Origin of the sequence: Vreelandella azerica (genome assembly GCF_013112225.1) — a bacterium.
Lineage (GTDB): Bacteria > Pseudomonadota > Gammaproteobacteria > Pseudomonadales > Halomonadaceae > Vreelandella > Vreelandella azerica.
This window is the reverse complement of record NZ_JABFHI010000004.1, coordinates 429558-445893: the sequence shown is the minus strand read 5'-3', so window position 1 is coordinate 445893 and position 16336 is coordinate 429558. Positions and strand designations below refer to the sequence as shown.

12 protein-coding genes and 6 pseudogenes are annotated in these 16336 nt (G+C 55.9%); 8 read left to right on the top strand and 10 right to left on the bottom strand.

What is annotated here, in order from left to right:
* Positions 1 to 574: 574 nt before the first annotated feature.
* Both HLB35_RS18490 and HLB35_RS18485 read right to left on the bottom strand, forming a co-directional pair.
* Entirely contained in the window at positions 575 to 934 is a 360-nt protein-coding gene (locus tag HLB35_RS18490) for a hypothetical protein (RefSeq protein ID WP_328731749.1), read from the bottom strand.
* A 210-nt stretch (positions 935 to 1144) separates the two neighbouring features.
* Positions 1145 to 1387 (bottom strand): hypothetical protein, encoded by a 243-nt coding sequence (locus HLB35_RS18485; RefSeq protein ID WP_171702765.1) that lies wholly within the window; start codon positions 1385 to 1387, stop codon positions 1145 to 1147.
* Between the two features lie 415 nt (positions 1388 to 1802).
* Between HLB35_RS18485 and HLB35_RS12160 the strand changes: the two are divergent.
* The 6 genes and pseudogenes from HLB35_RS12160 (at position 1803) to HLB35_RS12135 (ending at position 7428) form a co-directional block, all read left to right on the top strand.
* A pseudogene (locus HLB35_RS12160) lies at positions 1803 to 2349 on the top strand (Lrp/AsnC ligand binding domain-containing protein).
* Positions 2350 to 2375: 26 nt separating this feature from the next.
* Positions 2376 to 3130, top strand: a pseudogene (locus HLB35_RS12155) (HesA/MoeB/ThiF family protein).
* A gap of 121 nt (positions 3131 to 3251) precedes the next feature.
* Positions 3252 to 4355 (top strand): polyamine ABC transporter substrate-binding protein, encoded by a 1104-nt coding sequence (locus HLB35_RS12150; protein WP_171702764.1) that lies wholly within the window; start codon positions 3252 to 3254, stop codon positions 4353 to 4355.
* 136 nt (positions 4356 to 4491) lie between these two features.
* Positions 4492 to 5669 (top strand): annotated as a pseudogene (locus HLB35_RS12145) (ABC transporter ATP-binding protein).
* 14 nt (positions 5670 to 5683) lie between these two features.
* Positions 5684 to 6589: an ABC transporter permease subunit gene (locus tag HLB35_RS12140; protein WP_171702763.1), complete on the top strand. Its 906-nt coding sequence runs from the start codon at positions 5684 to 5686 to the stop codon at positions 6587 to 6589.
* On the top strand, positions 6586 to 7428 hold the full coding sequence (locus HLB35_RS12135) for an ABC transporter permease subunit (RefSeq protein ID WP_171702762.1): 843 nt from the start codon (positions 6586 to 6588) through the stop codon (positions 7426 to 7428). Before HLB35_RS12140 ends, HLB35_RS12135 begins: the two co-directional genes overlap by 4 nt.
* Before the next feature lie 10 nt (positions 7429 to 7438).
* On the opposite strand, the gene HLB35_RS12130 is transcribed toward HLB35_RS12135, so the two are convergent.
* Complete coding sequence (locus HLB35_RS12130; protein ID WP_171702761.1) at positions 7439 to 7648, bottom strand: zinc ribbon domain-containing protein; 210 nt, start codon at positions 7646 to 7648, stop codon at positions 7439 to 7441.
* 126 nt (positions 7649 to 7774) lie between these two features.
* Here HLB35_RS12130 and HLB35_RS12125 point away from each other — a divergent pair, with 126 nt between their 5' ends.
* Entirely contained in the window at positions 7775 to 8203 is a 429-nt protein-coding gene (locus HLB35_RS12125; protein WP_171702760.1) for a DUF3617 domain-containing protein, read from the top strand.
* Positions 8204 to 8279: 76 nt separating this feature from the next.
* Here HLB35_RS12125 and HLB35_RS12120 read toward each other — a convergent pair.
* A pseudogene (locus tag HLB35_RS12120) lies at positions 8280 to 11395 on the bottom strand (efflux RND transporter permease subunit).
* Positions 11395 to 12423, bottom strand: a complete 1029-nt coding sequence (locus HLB35_RS12115; RefSeq protein ID WP_171702759.1) for an efflux RND transporter periplasmic adaptor subunit — start codon at positions 12421 to 12423, stop codon at positions 11395 to 11397. The pseudogene HLB35_RS12120 and the gene HLB35_RS12115 overlap by 1 nt, the downstream one beginning before the upstream one ends.
* A 445-nt stretch (positions 12424 to 12868) precedes the next feature.
* Between HLB35_RS12115 and HLB35_RS12110 the strand changes: the two are divergent.
* Positions 12869 to 14052: pseudogene (locus HLB35_RS12110) on the top strand (BaiN/RdsA family NAD(P)/FAD-dependent oxidoreductase).
* A gap of 8 nt (positions 14053 to 14060) precedes the next feature.
* Here the strand turns inward: HLB35_RS12110 and HLB35_RS12105 are convergent.
* The 5 genes and pseudogenes from HLB35_RS12105 to HLB35_RS18480 form a co-directional block, all read right to left on the bottom strand.
* Positions 14061 to 14267 carry a YqjK family protein gene (locus tag HLB35_RS12105; RefSeq protein WP_235937165.1) on the bottom strand — a complete coding sequence of 69 codons (207 nt, stop codon included), beginning with the start codon at positions 14265 to 14267 and terminating at the stop codon, positions 14061 to 14063.
* 82 nt (positions 14268 to 14349) lie between these two features.
* Positions 14350 to 14754: a phage holin family protein gene (locus HLB35_RS12100; RefSeq protein WP_171702757.1), complete on the bottom strand. Its 405-nt coding sequence runs from the start codon at positions 14752 to 14754 to the stop codon at positions 14350 to 14352.
* Positions 14755 to 15087, bottom strand: a complete 333-nt coding sequence (locus HLB35_RS12095) for an ElaB/YgaM/YqjD family protein (protein WP_171702756.1) — start codon at positions 15085 to 15087, stop codon at positions 14755 to 14757.
* An 84-nt stretch (positions 15088 to 15171) separates the two neighbouring features.
* Positions 15172 to 16004: pseudogene (locus tag HLB35_RS12090) on the bottom strand (phospholipase A).
* Positions 15971 to 16189, bottom strand: coding sequence for a hypothetical protein (locus HLB35_RS18480; RefSeq protein WP_171702755.1), 219 nt, complete (start codon positions 16187 to 16189; stop codon positions 15971 to 15973). The pseudogene HLB35_RS12090 and the gene HLB35_RS18480 overlap by 34 nt, the downstream one beginning before the upstream one ends.
* Between the last annotated feature and the right edge of the window lie 147 nt (positions 16190 to 16336).

Below are 16336 nucleotides of genomic sequence, written 5' to 3'. Positions count from 1 at the left end.
ATCCATGGCAATCTCAGCCTGTGAACACGATGACAGCTGAACATACGGAAAGCTTGCTGGCTGTAGAATACCGGCGATCCTAATCTGTTATCGCCATAATGCCGATCTGCCATGTAACAGGCTTTCTGATCGCGTTCTACGGCGACCTGCTCACGATTTCAATTACCCGCTATGCGCAGCTTTTTATCTGAAGATGCTTCATAATTATATCCGCGCAACAGCTTGGGGCGCTTACAAGAAACTACGCCAGTGCCACCTCGCCGCGCTGGCCGCCGGAGCTGGTGGTTTATGTGGTAAAAGCGCCGCATATGACCGTTAGCCGCGTTGACCACCTTCCGCTTGGGGCAGCGATTCAGCCAGTCGAAGATAACGCTGGAATGATGCGGTTGAAGTGCATAGACTGGAACATCATGCGGCATAGAACTGCAGCCATCCAGCACGATGCTCACCGCGCCAAACCCGAAATAGCATAGCAGCAGGTCGATTTCAGACCTGGAAAGGGGCAAAAGACTGCTCTGTTCCGCATCGACAACTGGCTCGCCACGGGCACCAGTCCGCTTGCTGAGCCGGCAGATCACGAAAAGATGAGGCAGCCCGGTGCTGGTGAAACCGCACTTTCAGCTCCGGCAGGCCAGGTTAACGTGTCAGCCAGCATGGCACTCAAACAAAGCGGGTTTTTCCGCCGCGACGATGATCGAGAGGCAGCACCGCGAAACAGCATGACAGACCTGCCCCAGACAGGAAGCGAATGTCCGTAATGCCACACGTTTTTCTCCATCGTCGTTGCAATCGCACGGTCGTTAAGAATGTCTTCCGGCAGGAATTCATCCGCTGCCGCATTGGGGTTGGCGTAGACATACTCGGTAATTTCTGCGGCAATCTCGGGTTCGAGAATAAAGCTGATAAAGGCGTGGCATTGCCAGATTAGGTGCATCCGCCGGCACCGCCATCATGTCGAACCACAGCCTTCCTTTGGGATGGGACAATGGTCACGACCGGCTTCGGCGCGATCCGCTCGAAGACATCACGGAATAACCAGCAGCCACACAGATATTGCCGTTGCCAGGTCAGGAGGAGTGGAGTAGGTCGCACGGAAGCAATCAGACGTCCTGCTCCTGCAGGTCGTCCACATAAGCTGTGCGGGTCAAGACCCAGGTAGGCCAGCCGGTGTCAGCATTTCAGAGCCGAACCAGCATTGAAAGCCCGCAGCCCGCCCGGCCAACTGGGGGTAATATCGGCATCGGAACAACAGCGCCCAGCTATCCAGCGGCGCATCGTCGCCAAGAATCTCGGTCACCCGATCCCGGTTATAGCCAATCCCGTTGGTGCCCCACATATACGGCACTGAGTAACGGCTGCCTTCATCGACCACATCAAGGTTCTGCAACAGCTGGCTATCAAGGTTATCCAGATTGGGCAGTTTGTCGTGATCCAGTTCCTGATAGACACCCGCCTTTGATCTGACGGGTCAGAAGTAGGTAGGGAGGGAACCACGACGTCATAACCTGAGCGCCCTGACAGCAGGGGCATCCAGCACTTGCTGTCAAAACACGTCGTAGACAACGTCGATACCGGTCTGCTCGGTAAATTTATCCAATGTTTCCGGGGCAGTTCGAGATTACCATCAAGTTGTACACCCGATTCGCGATGCTCATTCCCTATCGCAAGTTTATGTGGTGGCTGGAAGGCAGTGGCCAACGTTGGCCGGCCACACGGCAGGAAGAGATTACCCATCAAGACATCTCCTCACGCCGCTTTGTCAGTGTTCCGTGCAGGGGCTTTCGGGCAAACCTTGCCATGAAATCAAAAACAGAACGCTGGACCGTATTGATCCAGCACCACATCGGCTCGCAAGATTTTGCGCTAACGATCTGCAGCCGGGGTTGAGCCTACAGGAAAACGCGCTGACGAAATCGAACATTTCCTATGTTGATCGGAAAACGCGCGCATCTGAAGTTGGCCTTCTACCACGCCCTGCCTGGAACGGGTCAAGCGCCTGGAACGCTCGGGGATTATTCGCATCAGGCCCTGCTCGACCTCAGGCGTTGAAGGCCAATCTTCTGGTGTTTGTTGAAATCAGCCTGGAAACCCAGTCACCGGCAGTGTTTGACGAATTTCGACGCGCTGTCCAGCGCCGCAAATTCAGGAATGCCATCTGGTGTCCGGTCAGTTTGACTACATCCTGAAATGTCGCATTCCGAAATGTCCGCTTATCGTCAGCTGCTGGGCGATGTGGTGCTGACCTTGCCGGGCGTGAAGGAATCCAAGAGCTATGTGGTGATGGAAGAAGTCAAAGAAAGCTTCAGCCTGCATATACCCGAGCTTGAGGAGCTTGATGATAAGCACTAAAGCCCTGTGGAGAGGAGTTCGCCAGGATGATGGATGACCAGGCCCTATTACGTTACAGCCGCCAGATCATGCTGCCGGAAGTGGAGGTCGACGGTCAGCAACGGCTGAATGACGCCCATGCGCTGATTATCGGCGCCGGTGGCCTGGGCTCGCCCGTGGCGCTCTACCTCGCCGCGGCTGGCGTCGGCAGGTTAACGATTGTCGATGCGGATGTGGTTGAGCTTTCCAACCTGCAGCGTCAGATTGCCCATCAACAGGCGGATCTGGGGCGCAACAAGGCGGCTTCAGCGGCGCAAAGTGCCCAGGCGGTCAACCCCGGCTGCCAGATCGTGGCGCTGGAAGAACATGCTGATAGGCAGCGGCTGGCGGCGCTGGCCGCCTCAGCCGATGTGGTGCTGGACTGCACCGACCGCTTTTCCAGCCGCTACGCAATCAACACTGCCTGCCTGGCCGCCGGTGTGCCGCTTGTTTCCGGGGCGGCTATCCGTTTTTCCGGTCAGCTGGCGGTATTTGACCCACGTTTGCCCGATAGCCCCTGCTACGCCTGTCTTTATCCGGACGACGGCAGCGGCGACGAAGCATCTTTCCCTGTGCCGAAAGCGGCGTGATGGCGCCCTTGGTCGGGCTGATCGGCTGCTTTCAGGCGGTGGAGGCGTTCAAGTTGTTGAGTGGCGCGGGCCGTGCCCACCAGGGCCTGGCCACCTTTGATGGCCTGAGCGGCCAATGGCGCCATTTCCAGGTGCCGCGCGATCCGGCCTGCCCGGCGTGTGGCAATCGTTGAGCATGTCTGCCTGACGTATCCAACATGAGAATTTTTGGCCATAAACTTGCGATAGGGATAAGAGCATCGCAGAATCTGGCGGTCATCACGGAACACAAGAGACACAAGAGGAGATGTCTTGATGGGTAATCTACAAAAACTTTCCGCAGCCGTTGTGGCCGCCACCTTGGCCACAGCGGCAGCCACCGCCCAGGCTAATGAAGTACGGGTGTACAACTGGTCAGACTACATTGCCCCGGAAACATTGGATAAATTTACCGAGCAGACCGGTATCGACGTTGTCTACGACGTGTTTGACAGCAACGAAGTGCTGGATGCTGCCCTGCTGTCAGGGCGCTCAGGTTATGACGTCGTGGTTCCCTCTACCTACTTCCTGACCCGTCAGATCAAGGCAGGTGTCTATCAGGAACTGGATCACGACAAACTGCCCAATCTGGATAACCTTGATAGCCAGCTGTTGCAGAACCTTGATGTGGTCGATGAAGGCAGCCGTTACTCAGTGCCGTATATGTGGGGCACCAACGGGATTGGCTATAACCGGGATCGGGTGACCGAGATTCTTGGCGACGATGCGCCGCTGGATAGCTGGGCGCTGTTGTTCGATGCCGATATTACCACCCAGTTGGCCGAGGCGGGCTGCGGGCTTTCAATGCTGGATTCCGGCTCTGAAATGCTGACACCGGCGCTGGCCTACCTGGGTCTTGACCCGCACAGCAATGACATGGACGACCTGCAGGCAGCAGGAGATCTGATTGCTTCCGTGCGTGACAACATGACCTACTTCCACTCCTCCCGCTATGTATCTGACCTGGCAAACGGCAATATCTGTGTGGCTGCTGGTTATTCCGGTGATGTCTTCCAGGCGGCGGATCGCGCCGAAGAAGCCGGTCGTGACTTTACCATTGCCTACTCCATCCCCAAGGAAGGCGCCGAGCTGTGGTTCGACATGATGGCGGTGCCGGCGGATGCGCCTAATCCTGGCAATGCCCACGCCTTTATCAACTTTATTCTCGAACCCGAGATTGCCGCAGAAATTACCGAGTATGTCCGCTACGCCAACCCCAATGCGGCAGCGGATGAATTCCTGCCGGAAGACATTCTTAACGACCGTGCGATTTACCCCAGCGACGAGGTGATGGAAAACCTGTATGTCATTGCTGAAAAACCGCAGGACGTTCAGCGTGCGCGTACGCGTATCTGGAACCGGGTGAAATCCGGGCGTTAATCTGTCATGCGTCACCTCGGATATTTGTTTCCTGGGTGCTGTTATCTCTGATGTCGATCGCGGCGGGCTGAAAAGCCCGCTTTCAGTTTGAGTGCCATGCTGGCTTGGCCTGGATGGCACGATTGGGGGAGTAGGCATGGCCACAACACCCTTGCCGGACGAAAGTGCGGGATTAACGAACACGTCTCCAGCCGCCCAGCGTGCGCCGGGCAAAGCGCCGCGCTTTCGTGAAGATATCGTCCTTAAGGTCAACCGGCTCAGCAAGCGTTTTGATGATGCCGTGGCGGTGGATGATGTCAATCTGCAGGTCAAACGGGGAGATCTTTGCCTTGCTGGGGGCTCCGGGTCTGGAAAATCGACCCTGCTGCGCATGCTGGCCGGGTTTGAAGCACCCAGTGAAGGGCGCATCGTGCTGGATGGCACGGACATTACCCAGATGCCGCCGCACAAGCGCCCGATCAACATGATGTTCCAGTCCTATGCACTATTCCCGCATCTCAGCGTTGCCCAGAATATTGCCTTCGGCCTGAAGCAGGATCGCTTGCCCAAGCAGGAGGTGGATGAACGCGTAGCGCACATGCTCAAGCTGGTTCATATGCAGCGCTTTGCCAAGCGCAAACCCCACCAGCTTTCCGGCGGCCAGCGCCAGCGGGTGGCGCTGGCGCGTTCGTTAGCCAAGCGCCCCAAGCTGTTGCTGCTGGATGAACCCATGGGGGCGCTGGATAAAAGCTGCGCACTGAAATGCAGCTGGAAGTGGTGGAAATCATTGAGCAGGTCGGGGTGACCTGCATCATGGTTACCCACGATCAGGAAGAAGCCATGACCATGGCGGATCGCGTGGCGATTATGAGCGATGGCTGGATTGAACAGGTGGGATCGCCGGTGGATATCTACGAAAGCCCAGCAAGCCGTATGGTTGCTGAGTTTGTCGGCACGGTAAATATGTTCGAAGGTGAGATTGCCATGGATGCGGCTGACCATTGCCGGATTGATTCACCCGTGCTTGAGCGGCCCGTGTTTATAGATCATGGGATTACCACCCAGGCAGACAACCTGCGGGTGTGGGCAGCGCTGCGACCGGAAAAGATCTGGCTGACCCGCGATAAGCCCGAAGGTGACTACAACTGGGAGCAGGGCGTGGTAGAAGACATTGCCTACCTGGGCGGTTTTTCGCTGTATTACATCCGCACTCATCTGGGCCAGCTGATCAAGGTCAGCATGGCCAATACCAAGCGTCGCGGTGACCGTCCTACCTGGGAAGACGCTGTCTACGTCTATTGGGAAGACCACAGCCCGATTGTGTTGAACCGCTAGGGAGGAGCAACGGCATGCAGCCAATCAAAACCTGGCTCAAGCGGTTAAAACTGGGGCGTCGTGCGGTCATTGCGCTGCCGCTTGTGTGGCTGACGCTGTTTTTTCTGATGCCCTTCGCGCTGGTGTTGAAAATCAGCCTATCCGAAGCGGCGATCAGTATTCCTCCTTATGGCCCGCTGGTCGAATATGCTGATCAGACGCTGCAGGTTTTCCTCAATCTGGGCAATTATCTTTTTCTGCTCAGTGACTCACTTTATATCGCGGCCTACTGGGGCTCGATCAAGACAGCCTTTGTGGCCACCCTGGCGTGTCTGTTGCTGGGTTACCCCATGGCCTACGCCATGGCACGTGCTTCCGCGCGCTGGCAGCTGATTCTGCTGCTGCTGGTCATGCTGCCGTCCTGGACGTCTTTTCTGATCCGTGTGTATGCCTGGATGGGGATCTTGAGTAACTCAGGCCTGATCAATAACACCTTGCTGTGGTTGGGCGTGATTGAAACCCCGCTGCAAATGATGAATACCCAGCTGGCGGTGATTATCGGCATCGTTTACGCCTATCTGCCGTTTATGGTGTTGCCGCTCTATGCCCACCTTGCCCGGCTGGACAATGCGTTACTGGAAGCCGCTTCTGACCTAGGGTCGCGTAAATTTAACACCTTCATCAAGATTACGCTGCCGCTTTCAACTGGCGGCATTATTGCCGGCTCCATGCTGGTATTCATTCCTGCGGTAGGGGAGTTTGTGATTCCTGAGCTGTTGGGCGGCCCGGATACGCTAATGATCGGCAAGGTGCTGTGGGAAGAGTTCTTCCTCAACCGTGATTGGCCTGTTGCCTCCGCCCTGGCGATGGTGATGCTGTTGCTGCTGCTGATTCCGATTGTCATGTTTCATCGCTACCAGTCGCGGGAGTTGGAAAAATGAGGCTGCTATATAGACGCCCGGACTTTACGACCGTCATGCTGGTGTTGGGGTTGCTTTTTCTGTACCTGCCCATGGGGGTGCTGGTGGTGTATTCATTCAATGAATCCCAACTGGTGACCGTCTGGGCCGGGTTTTCGCCCAAGTGGTATGGCGAGCTGTTTGCTGACAGGCAGATTCTCTCGGCAGTGTGGACGAGCCTGCGGATTGCTTTCCTGGCGGCCAGCATGGCGGTATGTCTGGGAACAGTCGCAGCCTTTGTAATGACGCGCTTTGGCAAGTTTCGCGGCAAAACAGCGCTTTCCAGTATGGTCACGGCGCCTCTGGTGATGCCGGAAGTGATTACCGGGCTTTCGCTGTTGCTGCTGTTTGTGCAGATGGCCCAGCTGATTGGTTGGCCGACGGATCGCGGGATGGCCACCATTTGGATCGCTCACACTACCTTCTGTAGCGCCTATGTGGCGGTGGTAGTCGCAGCCCGTCTGCGTGAAATTGACCGTTCGATTGAAGAGGCGGCGATGGATCTGGGCTCGCCGCCGCTGAAAACCTTCTTTACCGTTACTCTGCCGGTCATCTCACCTGCCCTGGCGGCAGGCTGGCTGCTGGCGTTTACCCTGTCGCTGGATGACCTGGTGATTGCAAGCTTCGTGTCCGGCCCGGGTGCCAATACGCTGCCCATGGTGGTGTTTTCATCGGTACGCATGGGGGTATCCCCGAAAATTAACGCCCTGGCTACCTTAATTATCCTGGCAGTATCGGTGGCGACCCTGATTGCCTGGTGGTTGATGCATCGCAAGGAGAAAAAACGTCGTCTGGCGCTGCAGGAAGCTGAAAGCCAATAACTCCGTGCGATTAAAGCACGTCGTCATCGCGCCCGTAGCGTATCTGTTCAAGTTCGCCGGAAACCGGGGATACGGTTACCTCCAGCTGGATGGGAGCGCAGCATCGCTGGCAATCTTCCCAGGTGGTGTGGCTACCTTGAGAGGCATCAATCAAAAGTGTCATGGGTGTGGCGCAGTAAGGGCAGTCAATCTCATACGAGATTAGCGCATCATCGACCATAAGGCCTCCTTGGATAGTTGGGACAGGCTTGGATAGAAGTATAGCCAACGATGATGGCGGGGGCGCATCTTGACGCCGAATCGGTTACGATGACTTACTAACATCATTTAACACAGTGAGGATAACATGTCTTTTCGTATCTTTTTGGCCGCAGCGGCTTTGACGCTCCCTTTGGCGGCCCAGGCGGAATCGCCTAATGTGACGCCAGGTGAATGGGAGTTTGTCAGCGTGACTGCTGAAGTGATCGCAGACGTTGATATTCCTGACCAGACCAATACCGAGCGCCAATGCATCAGCCAGGAAGAACTTGATAGCGCTGATTTTGGGTTTATTGAAGAAGAGCAAGATTGCGAGCTGCTTGATCAGACCATGAACGCCGACGGTTTGACCTACAGTATGATTTGCCGCGCTGATGGTGGAGAAGCCACCATCGAGGGTGAAATGCGCTTTATGGGCGAACAGATCGAGGGCGACGTGGATATCGTGGCTGAATCGCCCATGGGCGCCATGACCATGAAAACGCGCATCGAAGGTGAGCGCCTCGGCGACTGCTAGTCTGACTGAACCTTGTTACGCCCCTCTGAAAACACCGCCCCACTGAAAAGTGGGGCGGTGTTTTGCTTATGGCATGTTAGTGGTTCCCTTCCTGGGAGCTGGCCAGTTCGCGCTCCAGCTGATGGCTGATGGCCTTGGGTGAACTGGTGCGGCGTGCCAGCAGGTCATAGGCAACCGGCACCACAAAGAGAGTAAATAGTGTCGCCGCGCCAACCCCCGCCATAATGACAGTACCGATCACCAGGCGCGATTCAGCCCCTGGGCCGGTAGAAATAATCAGCGGTATGGCGCCCGCCATGGTGGTGATGGCAGTCATCAGTATCGGCCGCAGGCGCGTGGTGGAAGCGTCAATCAGCGCGTCTCTGAATTCAAAGCCCTGGTCGCGCAACTGATTGGTGAATTCCACAATCAGGATGCCGTTCTTGGCCGCAAGACCAATCAACATGACCAACCCCACCTGGCTATAGATGTTCAGCGACTGCCCGGTGAGGTATAGGGCAAACAGCGCCCCGCTAATCGCCAGTGGAACTGTCAGCATGATCACGAAAGGGTGGACGAAGCTTTCAAACTGCCCGGCGAGTACTAGGAAGACCACCAGTACGCCCAGGGCCAGCAGGAAGGTTGTCGCGCCACTGGCTTCCTGATAATCCCGGGAAGCCCCTTTGACATCTGTCTGAGCCTCGGCAGGCAGTACCTCGCTGACGGCATTATTAAGGTATTCCAGCGCTTCACCCAGCGGGTAGCCATCCACCAGATCAGCTTCTATGGTGACGGCACGCAAGCGATTGAAGCGGTTGAGGTTACTGGGGCCGGCAAAGTCGGTCAGGGTAACCAGGCTGGCAAGCGGAATCAGCTCGCCTGAACGCGCCGAGCGTACCCGGATATTTTCCAGCGAACGAGGACTTGGATTGGCACCACTTTCAGCTTCAAGAATCACATCATATTCCTGGCCGTCATCTACATAGCGGGTAACGCTGCGCCCGCCGAGCAGAGTTTCTAGGGTGCGACCAATTTCGGTGATAGTGACGCCCAGCGCAGCTGCCCGTGTATAGTCGATATCTACCCTGAGCTGAGGCTGACTTTCCTCGAAATCGCTGTCAATTCTGGTCAGTTTTGGGTTGTCGTCTTCAATATGCGCAATCAGGGTGTCGCGCCACTCGGCAAGCTGCTCATAGGTACCCCCGCCGAGTACAAACTGGACCGGCTTTTCCGTTCTGCCGCCAAAGCCCTGTCGCATTACCGGGAAAGCTCTGATGCCGGGTAAGTCACTCAGCAACTCACGGACCTCCTGCATGATGGGCCAGGCGCTACGCCGCTCATCCCAATCGGCGAGGTTGACGATGACGAAACCGCCATTGAAATTTTCAATATTGCCCCAGCCGCGGGGTGCCCGCACCAGCACCCGCTCGACCTCGCCATCGTCCAACATGGGTAGCATGCGCGCTTCGATTTCATCCATGTAATCGAGCATATAGGAATAGGTCGCGCCAGGTGGACCATTAACGATGACAAAAAAGTTACCACGATCCTCCTGAGGGGTATATTCATTGGGCAGCTGTTCGTTGAGCCATAGCATGGCGCCCACCAGCGCAAAAAAGCCACGACCACCAGCCAGCGCAGGGTTAATACGCCTGTCAACATACGCCGATAGGTGCGGCGTGCTGCATCCAGAGTCGCGTGAATGGCTCTGGCAATAGGGCTTTCGTGCATATCGGCGCTGAGGATTTTCGACGCCATCATCGGCGTCAGGGTCAGCGCCAGCACGCTGGATAGCGCCACGGCGGCGGCCAGGGTGAGGGCGAATTCCGAGAACAGGCGGCCAATGTCCCCCTGCAGGAAGCTTAAAGGTACAAAGACGGCAATCAGTACCAGAGTCGTCGCCACAACCGCAAAGGCAATCTGGCGCGAACCACGAAAGGCAGCGACTAGAGGGGTCTCACCGTATTCCTGCATGCGTCGATGGATATTTTCCAGTACTACAATCGCATCATCAACGATCAGGCCGATGGCTAATACCAGTGCGAGTAGGGTTAGCAGATTGATCGTGAACCCCATGACTGCCAGGGCGGCAAAGGTGCCAATCAAGGCAATGGGAACCGTGATCGCCGGGATAAAAGTGGTACGGATGTTACCCAGAAAGGCAAAGATCACGATCACCACCAGGCCCATGGACACAAATAGGGTGATCATTACCTCCTTGATGGCACCGGATACAAACACCGATGCATCAAAGTTCAGGCTAAGTGACATATCATCCGGCAGGGTGGCCTGAAGGCGTTCCATCTCAGCCTGGGCACCCTGGGAAATTTCCAGCACATTGGCGGTTGACTGCTTCATCAGCCCAAGCCCGACCAGCGGTGTGCCGTTACCGCGAAAAATGGTCCTTTCCTCTACAGAGCCTATTTCCACCCGCGCCACATCATCCAGGCGAATCAGGTAGCCGCTATCGCTTTCTGCCAGTACCAGAGAACGAAAGTCTTCCGGGGTGCTGAAGTTACGTGGCAGGCGGACAATAAACTGGCGCTCCTGAGATTCCACTGCACCACCGGGTAGCTCTACGTTTTCCTCCCGCAGAACCTGTTCCACATCGCCCACGGTGAGCTCGCGAGCCGACAGGGCATCAGCATCCAGCCAGACCCGCATGGCGTATTCTCGCCCGCCACCAATACGTACTTGAGATACGCCGGGGAGAACCGAAAGGCTGTCCACCAGATAGCGGTCAGCGTAATCGGTCAGCTCCGCCATGCTGTAGTTCTCGCCCGATAGACTCATCCACAGCACCACATCAGAGCTTGAATCAGCTTTCTGAACTTCCGGTGGGTCGGCTTCTTCAGGGAGGTTATCCAGTGAGCCGGAAATCCGGTCGCGGATATCATTGGCGGCGGCATCGATATCCATATCAAGGCTGAATTCAACGTTGATGCTTGAGCGGCCGTCCTCACTGCTTGAGGAAATGACCTCAATGCCTTCCACTCCCGAGATACGATCTTCCAGCAGTTGAGTGATGCGCGTCTCGACAATACTGGCCGAGGCGCCGGGGTAGCGGGTATCAATGCCCACCACCGGTGGATCAATGGACGGATATTCCTGCAGCGGCAGGCGCTCGAGGGCAAGCAGGCCGAAAGCGACAATCAGTGCCGCCAGTACGGTGGCCAGTACCGGCCGCTGGACAGAAAGGTCAGAGATAACCATCAGCGCGACTCCTCACGGCGCAGCAGTTCGGCAATGCTGGTGCTGTCATCCATGATGCCCAGAAGCTCAGGCTGCTGACCTTCACGCACCCGCTCTGTGCCGTGGGCGACGACCAGATCACCGCCGTCCAGCCCGCTGATGATCTCGACTTCGCCTTCGCGTCGCGAGCCGATCTCGACTTCCTGCCAGCTGACCCGGTTGCTATCGGCTTCATCCAGCTGCCAGACAAAGTGGTTCTGGCCCTCCGGGACAATGGCAGATTCAGGAATCACCAGGGCTTCCCGGCTAGTAGGGGCCAGGGTGACCTGCATCAGCATACCGGGGCGTAAATGCAGCGAAGGGTTATCCACTTCGGCGCGCACCGTTACGCTACGCGAGACCGGGTCAACCCGGGTGCCGATGGTGGCCACTTCACCTTTAAATTCGTTATCAGGGTAAGCGGCGCTGGTGGCGGTCAGCGACAAACCGGCTTCCAGCTGACCCAGGTAGACCTCAGGGAGGTTGAAATCGAGCTGCATGATATCCAGCTTATCCAGGGTGACCAGTGACATGCCGGGCGTGACCAGGGCCCCCAGGCTGATGTCCCTGAACCCGACGCGCCCGTCAAAGGGGGCAGTCAGCCGGTAGTTGGTCAAGCGCGCTTCCAGGGCATCTGCTTCAGCGGACGCCTGGCGCAGACGTGCCTGATTGTCTTCCACATCGGCACGGGCAGACAGGTTACGCTCCTGCAGCTGGGTGACGCGATTAAGGGCATTGCGACGCTCATCCTGCAGGGCTCTGGCCGCTCTGAGCTGGGCCTGTTCTTCGGTATCGTTCAGCTGGATAAGCAGCTGACCGGCTTCTACCAGCTCGCCATCGCTGAAATTGATCTGCGTAACGGTATCGGTCACTGTCGCTGACAGGGTAATGCTTTCATCGGCTTCCAAGGTGCCGAGCGCCTTGATTGGATCTGTCCAGTCAATTACGGCGACCCTGGCGGCAATAACCGGCGGCGGTGGCTGCTGCGCCCAGGTGGCCTGGATACTCATGACTGTCAGGGCAAGCAAAGAAATGCATAGCACCCTGATTCGCGATACCAGTGAAGGCGATTTATCGATAAGCCGCCATCTGGGCTGAAATGGAAAACACGTCATAATCATCATGGCACTCTGGGTAATAAAGTTAAATATTGATAATAAAGCGCTTTCGTTGTGCTTGAGTGATCACTTGAGGTGATGTGCACATCAAAAAAAGAATATATTGTACATAAGTTATACCATTTATGGATTGATGTACATTTCAGCCGCCTCGTCGACTTCCCCTATCCTATGCATCAGGTCAGGGTGTCGTGCGGTTATTGAGCAGTCTGACGCTGGTGAGATTCCAAGCCAACTGGTAGGCTAGCCGCCAAATATCTGTCAGCTGTTGAGCTGGCTATCGAATCTGCTTTTTACCCTTTAACCAATGGGAAGGCTGACCATGGGCCATGTTGCCATGACCTACGATGTTGTCGTTATCGGTGCCGGTGCGGCAGGTTTGATGTGCGCTGCTCAGGCAGGTTATGCCGGTCGGCGCGTGGCACTGCTGGATCATGCCAATAAAGCGGGCAAGAAAATCCTCATGTCCGGTGGCGGGCGCTGTAACTTTACCAACCTGGCCACCACACCACAGCATTTCTATTCGCAAAATCCTTATTTCAGTATTTCCGCCCTAAAGCGTTACCGGCCGGAACATTTTGTCGAACTGGTGGAACGCCATGGCGTTGACTACGTTGAAAAAGCACCAGGGCAGCTGTTTTGTGCCTCCTCTGCCAAGGATATCGTTCAGCTGCTGTTAACCGAAGCGCAATGGGCGGGCGTGGATATCCAGCTTAAAACTCAGATACATCGCTTGGAGCCTCAAGGGGAGGGCATCTGCCTGGATACCTCACTGGGGCGTATCGAAGCCGGTGTGGTGGTGGTGGCTACAGGAGGTTTATCGATTCCGACCATGGGCGCGACGGGGTTTGGTTATGACATTGCCCGTCAGTTCGGCCTGGAAGTGCTTCCCACCCGGCCAGCGCTGGTGCCCTTTACTTTGGGTGAGCCCTGGAAAACCCGTTGTGCAGCGCTTTCGGGTGTCAGCCTGGAGGTGGCCGTGGAATGCGGCGGCGGTTATTTCAAGGAGCCGATGCTGTTTACCCATCGCGGTATTTCGGGGCCAGCCATGCTGCAGATTTCGTCGCTTTGGGAGTCCGGCGAAGCGCTACGCATTAATCTGTTGCCTGATGAAGATGTCGCCACCAGCTTGCGCTCAGCCCGTGAACAGACACCCAGACGCAAATTGCAGACCTGGCTGGGGGAGCGTTTCCCCAAGCGTGTGGCCCAGGCGTTAACTGAATGGTATGGCGATGATGCTAACGAAACGCCGCTGGCCCAATACAGCAATGCCCAGCTGGATGAGTGGGCACAACGGCTTAACGATTGGCAGCTCAAGCCTACCGCGACCGAAGGTTGGCGAACCGCTGAGGTGACGTTGGGCGGTGTATCCACCGAGTATATTTCATCACGGGATTTCAGCGTCAAAGGGCTGCCGCAGCTGCGCTTTATTGGCGAAGTGCTGGACGTTACCGGAGAACTGGGGGATACAACTTCCAGTGGGCGTGGGCGAGCGGTGTTGCCTGTGGGCAGGCGTGTTAAGTTGGCGGTCAGCGTGTCAGTTGGCGTACTCTTTTGGCAACGACATAGCCTGAAATGGCTTTTTTACCCAGCTGCATTAGTCGGCCGGGTTTGCGTGCCAGCTTCCAGGCAATAAGTCCGCCGAGCAGGTAGAGCGGCTTTTTGAAGCGAATCAGCTGTTGCCAGGTCGCATCAATGGGTGCAGCAGCTCTATTAAGGCGCAAGCTGTCCACCATCATGTCGATACGCTGCTGTTCAAGAGTCTGCAGCAGTGCCTGCTTGCGTTCGCGCCGTGACAGTTGCTTATTCGGTGTTTTTTCAGCGCTTGTGTTCGGCGTTGGCATCCTGTTCAAGCTCCAGCAGGGCACGGTCGGTGGCGAATTGTTTCAAGGTTTCCTTGAACAGCGTATGCCGTCTTGCTTTGCGCATCGCAATCAGGGAAAGCAGCAGGCTTGTTGCAATCAGCACGCCTGAGCTAATAGCAATGGCCGCAATCCGGTAGCTATCCCAGAAAATAATCACCACCAGTGCGGTAAGCGTTGCAACACCGAGAAGCAGAAGCACCAGGCTTGCCCCTACTAGTAGCATCAAGCCGAGCAAGCGCGCACGTTCTTCTTCAAGTTCCAGCACCGCCAGACGCAAACGCGTCTCGCCATTGGCGAAAAGTGTTTTTAACAGGCGTCTGGCGGCATCCAGGGTGCGTTGGGCTGGCCCTGAAGACATTTACTTACGTCCGAGCATTAGACCTACCAACAAACCAGCTGCGGCGCCAATGCCAATGCTGGCCCAGGGGTTTTCACGTACATAGCGGTCGCAGCTGTCGGCTTGGTCGGTCAGTACGTCGCGGGTGCCGGTATAGAGTTGCTCGCCACGTGCTTCAAGGCGCGCCCGGGTATCTTTCAGGCTACGTTCGGCGCGGCTACGCAGGTCACGCATTTCCGAGCTGGCATCTTCAGAGGTGGCATTAACCAGCTCTTCAACGGTGTCGGTAAGATGGCGCAAGTCAGCTTTAAGCTGTTCAGACTGATCAGCGTACTTGGATGAATGCTGGCTCATAAAAATATTCCTTTAGTTTAATGAAGATAGCTTTAACTGATAACTTCAGGATAGCATCTTCAGGCAATGTGACAACCTAGGCGCTTATCGGTTCAGCCCGCTGGGGGTGAACAGTGGGTTCAGACTGAAGCCAAGGCTTAAACGGTGTACCCGGTGGTCGTAATCAATCAGGCTTTCACCGTACCCGTAATAATACTGGACATGGGCGCGCAGGCTGTTGAACACCGGCCAGCTATAATCAATCTGGGTGCCATGATTTCCCGCATTCGGGTTTCCCCGCCATTGGGCGATCACTTCGTGGTCGTTGTTCAGGCGTTTGGCCAGGCGTAGGTCGCCATAGCCCATATAACGCTGTATATCCGGATTGTCGTCCTCATCTTTTGTTTCAGGCACGCGCCAGTGGGGGCAACGACAAACGCCCAATCGCCACGCTGGAAGGTACTTTCGGCATAGAGTCTGTTCCAGCTACGTGACAGTTCGCCCGAGCGCCCGTTGGATTCGTGGTTAAGAGAAACTCGGTTGCGGGTATTCACCCATCCGAGCACTTCCCAGGCACTATCGAAGTCGACAAACAGTTCCGGTTCGTAATTGGTTTCGCGAAAGGGTGATGAGGCTTCCGTATTGTAGGCCTGCCACCAGCTTCGCTGTGAGTAGCCAAAGTAAAGATCCCCATAGTGGGCAAATAGCCCGGTGGCAAGGCCGACCTTGACACTTAGTTGAAATTTAAGCTCTGTGTTGTTTGGTTCATCGTCCGGGTCGATTTGTGCAAAACTTTCACGGTTAGGTTCACTGTTGTAGCTTACCGGCAGAAGATAGTTGGTACGGTGGGTAGTGATTGCGAAAGGATTGCGGTTGGAAGCCTGCTCCAGGTCGCGCCGTTCATTCAGATCTTCAATGGCGATTGCCTGGGGTGGCAAGGGGGCTGCAAAATGGCAGAACCTTCAAATATATTATCCTCAAAGGCATTGTCGTCTCCAACGTTTGAGGCGGAGGTGTCTGGCCAGCTTTCAAGTTCCTGCTGGAGGACTTCCAGCTCGTTGTTCAAGGCGTTGATCCGTGCCTCAATTTCAGCCCGGTTAGTGGGTTGTGCAAAGGTTTGCACACCGGGAAGTAAAACACCTACTAAGGTGATGGGGAGCAGGCACAATAACCATCGGTGTCGAATGAACATGGTAATCACTCACTGAACAAAAAATCCATGTTAGCGCTTTTTGTCATCTTCTGCCTGCCTAAGTCTTCAACCCGTCAT

What these genes read in the sequence shown, in the direction of transcription:
- HLB35_RS18490 (WP_328731749.1), bottom strand. Translation starts at nt 934, where the DNA reads ATGCACCTAATCTGGCAATGCCACGCCTTTATCAGCTTTATTCTCGAA.
- HLB35_RS12150 (WP_171702764.1), top strand. Translation starts at nt 3,252, where the DNA reads ATGGGTAATCTACAAAAACTTTCCGCAGCCGTTGTGGCCGCCACCTTG.
- HLB35_RS12140 (WP_171702763.1), top strand. Translation starts at nt 5,684, where the DNA reads ATGCAGCCAATCAAAACCTGGCTCAAGCGGTTAAAACTGGGGCGTCGT.
- HLB35_RS12135 (WP_171702762.1), top strand. Translation starts at nt 6,586, where the DNA reads ATGAGGCTGCTATATAGACGCCCGGACTTTACGACCGTCATGCTGGTG.
- HLB35_RS12130 (WP_171702761.1), bottom strand. Translation starts at nt 7,648, where the DNA reads ATGGTCGATGATGCGCTAATCTCGTATGAGATTGACTGCCCTTACTGC.
- HLB35_RS12125 (WP_171702760.1), top strand. Translation starts at nt 7,775, where the DNA reads ATGTCTTTTCGTATCTTTTTGGCCGCAGCGGCTTTGACGCTCCCTTTG.
- HLB35_RS12115 (WP_171702759.1), bottom strand. Translation starts at nt 12,423, where the DNA reads ATGAGTATCCAGGCCACCTGGGCGCAGCAGCCACCGCCGCCGGTTATT.
- HLB35_RS12105 (WP_235937165.1), bottom strand. Translation starts at nt 14,267, where the DNA reads ATGGTGGACAGCTTGCGCCTTAATAGAGCTGCTGCACCCATTGATGCG.
- HLB35_RS12100 (WP_171702757.1), bottom strand. Translation starts at nt 14,754, where the DNA reads ATGTCTTCAGGGCCAGCCCAACGCACCCTGGATGCCGCCAGACGCCTG.
- HLB35_RS12095 (WP_171702756.1), bottom strand. Translation starts at nt 15,087, where the DNA reads ATGAGCCAGCATTCATCCAAGTACGCTGATCAGTCTGAACAGCTTAAA.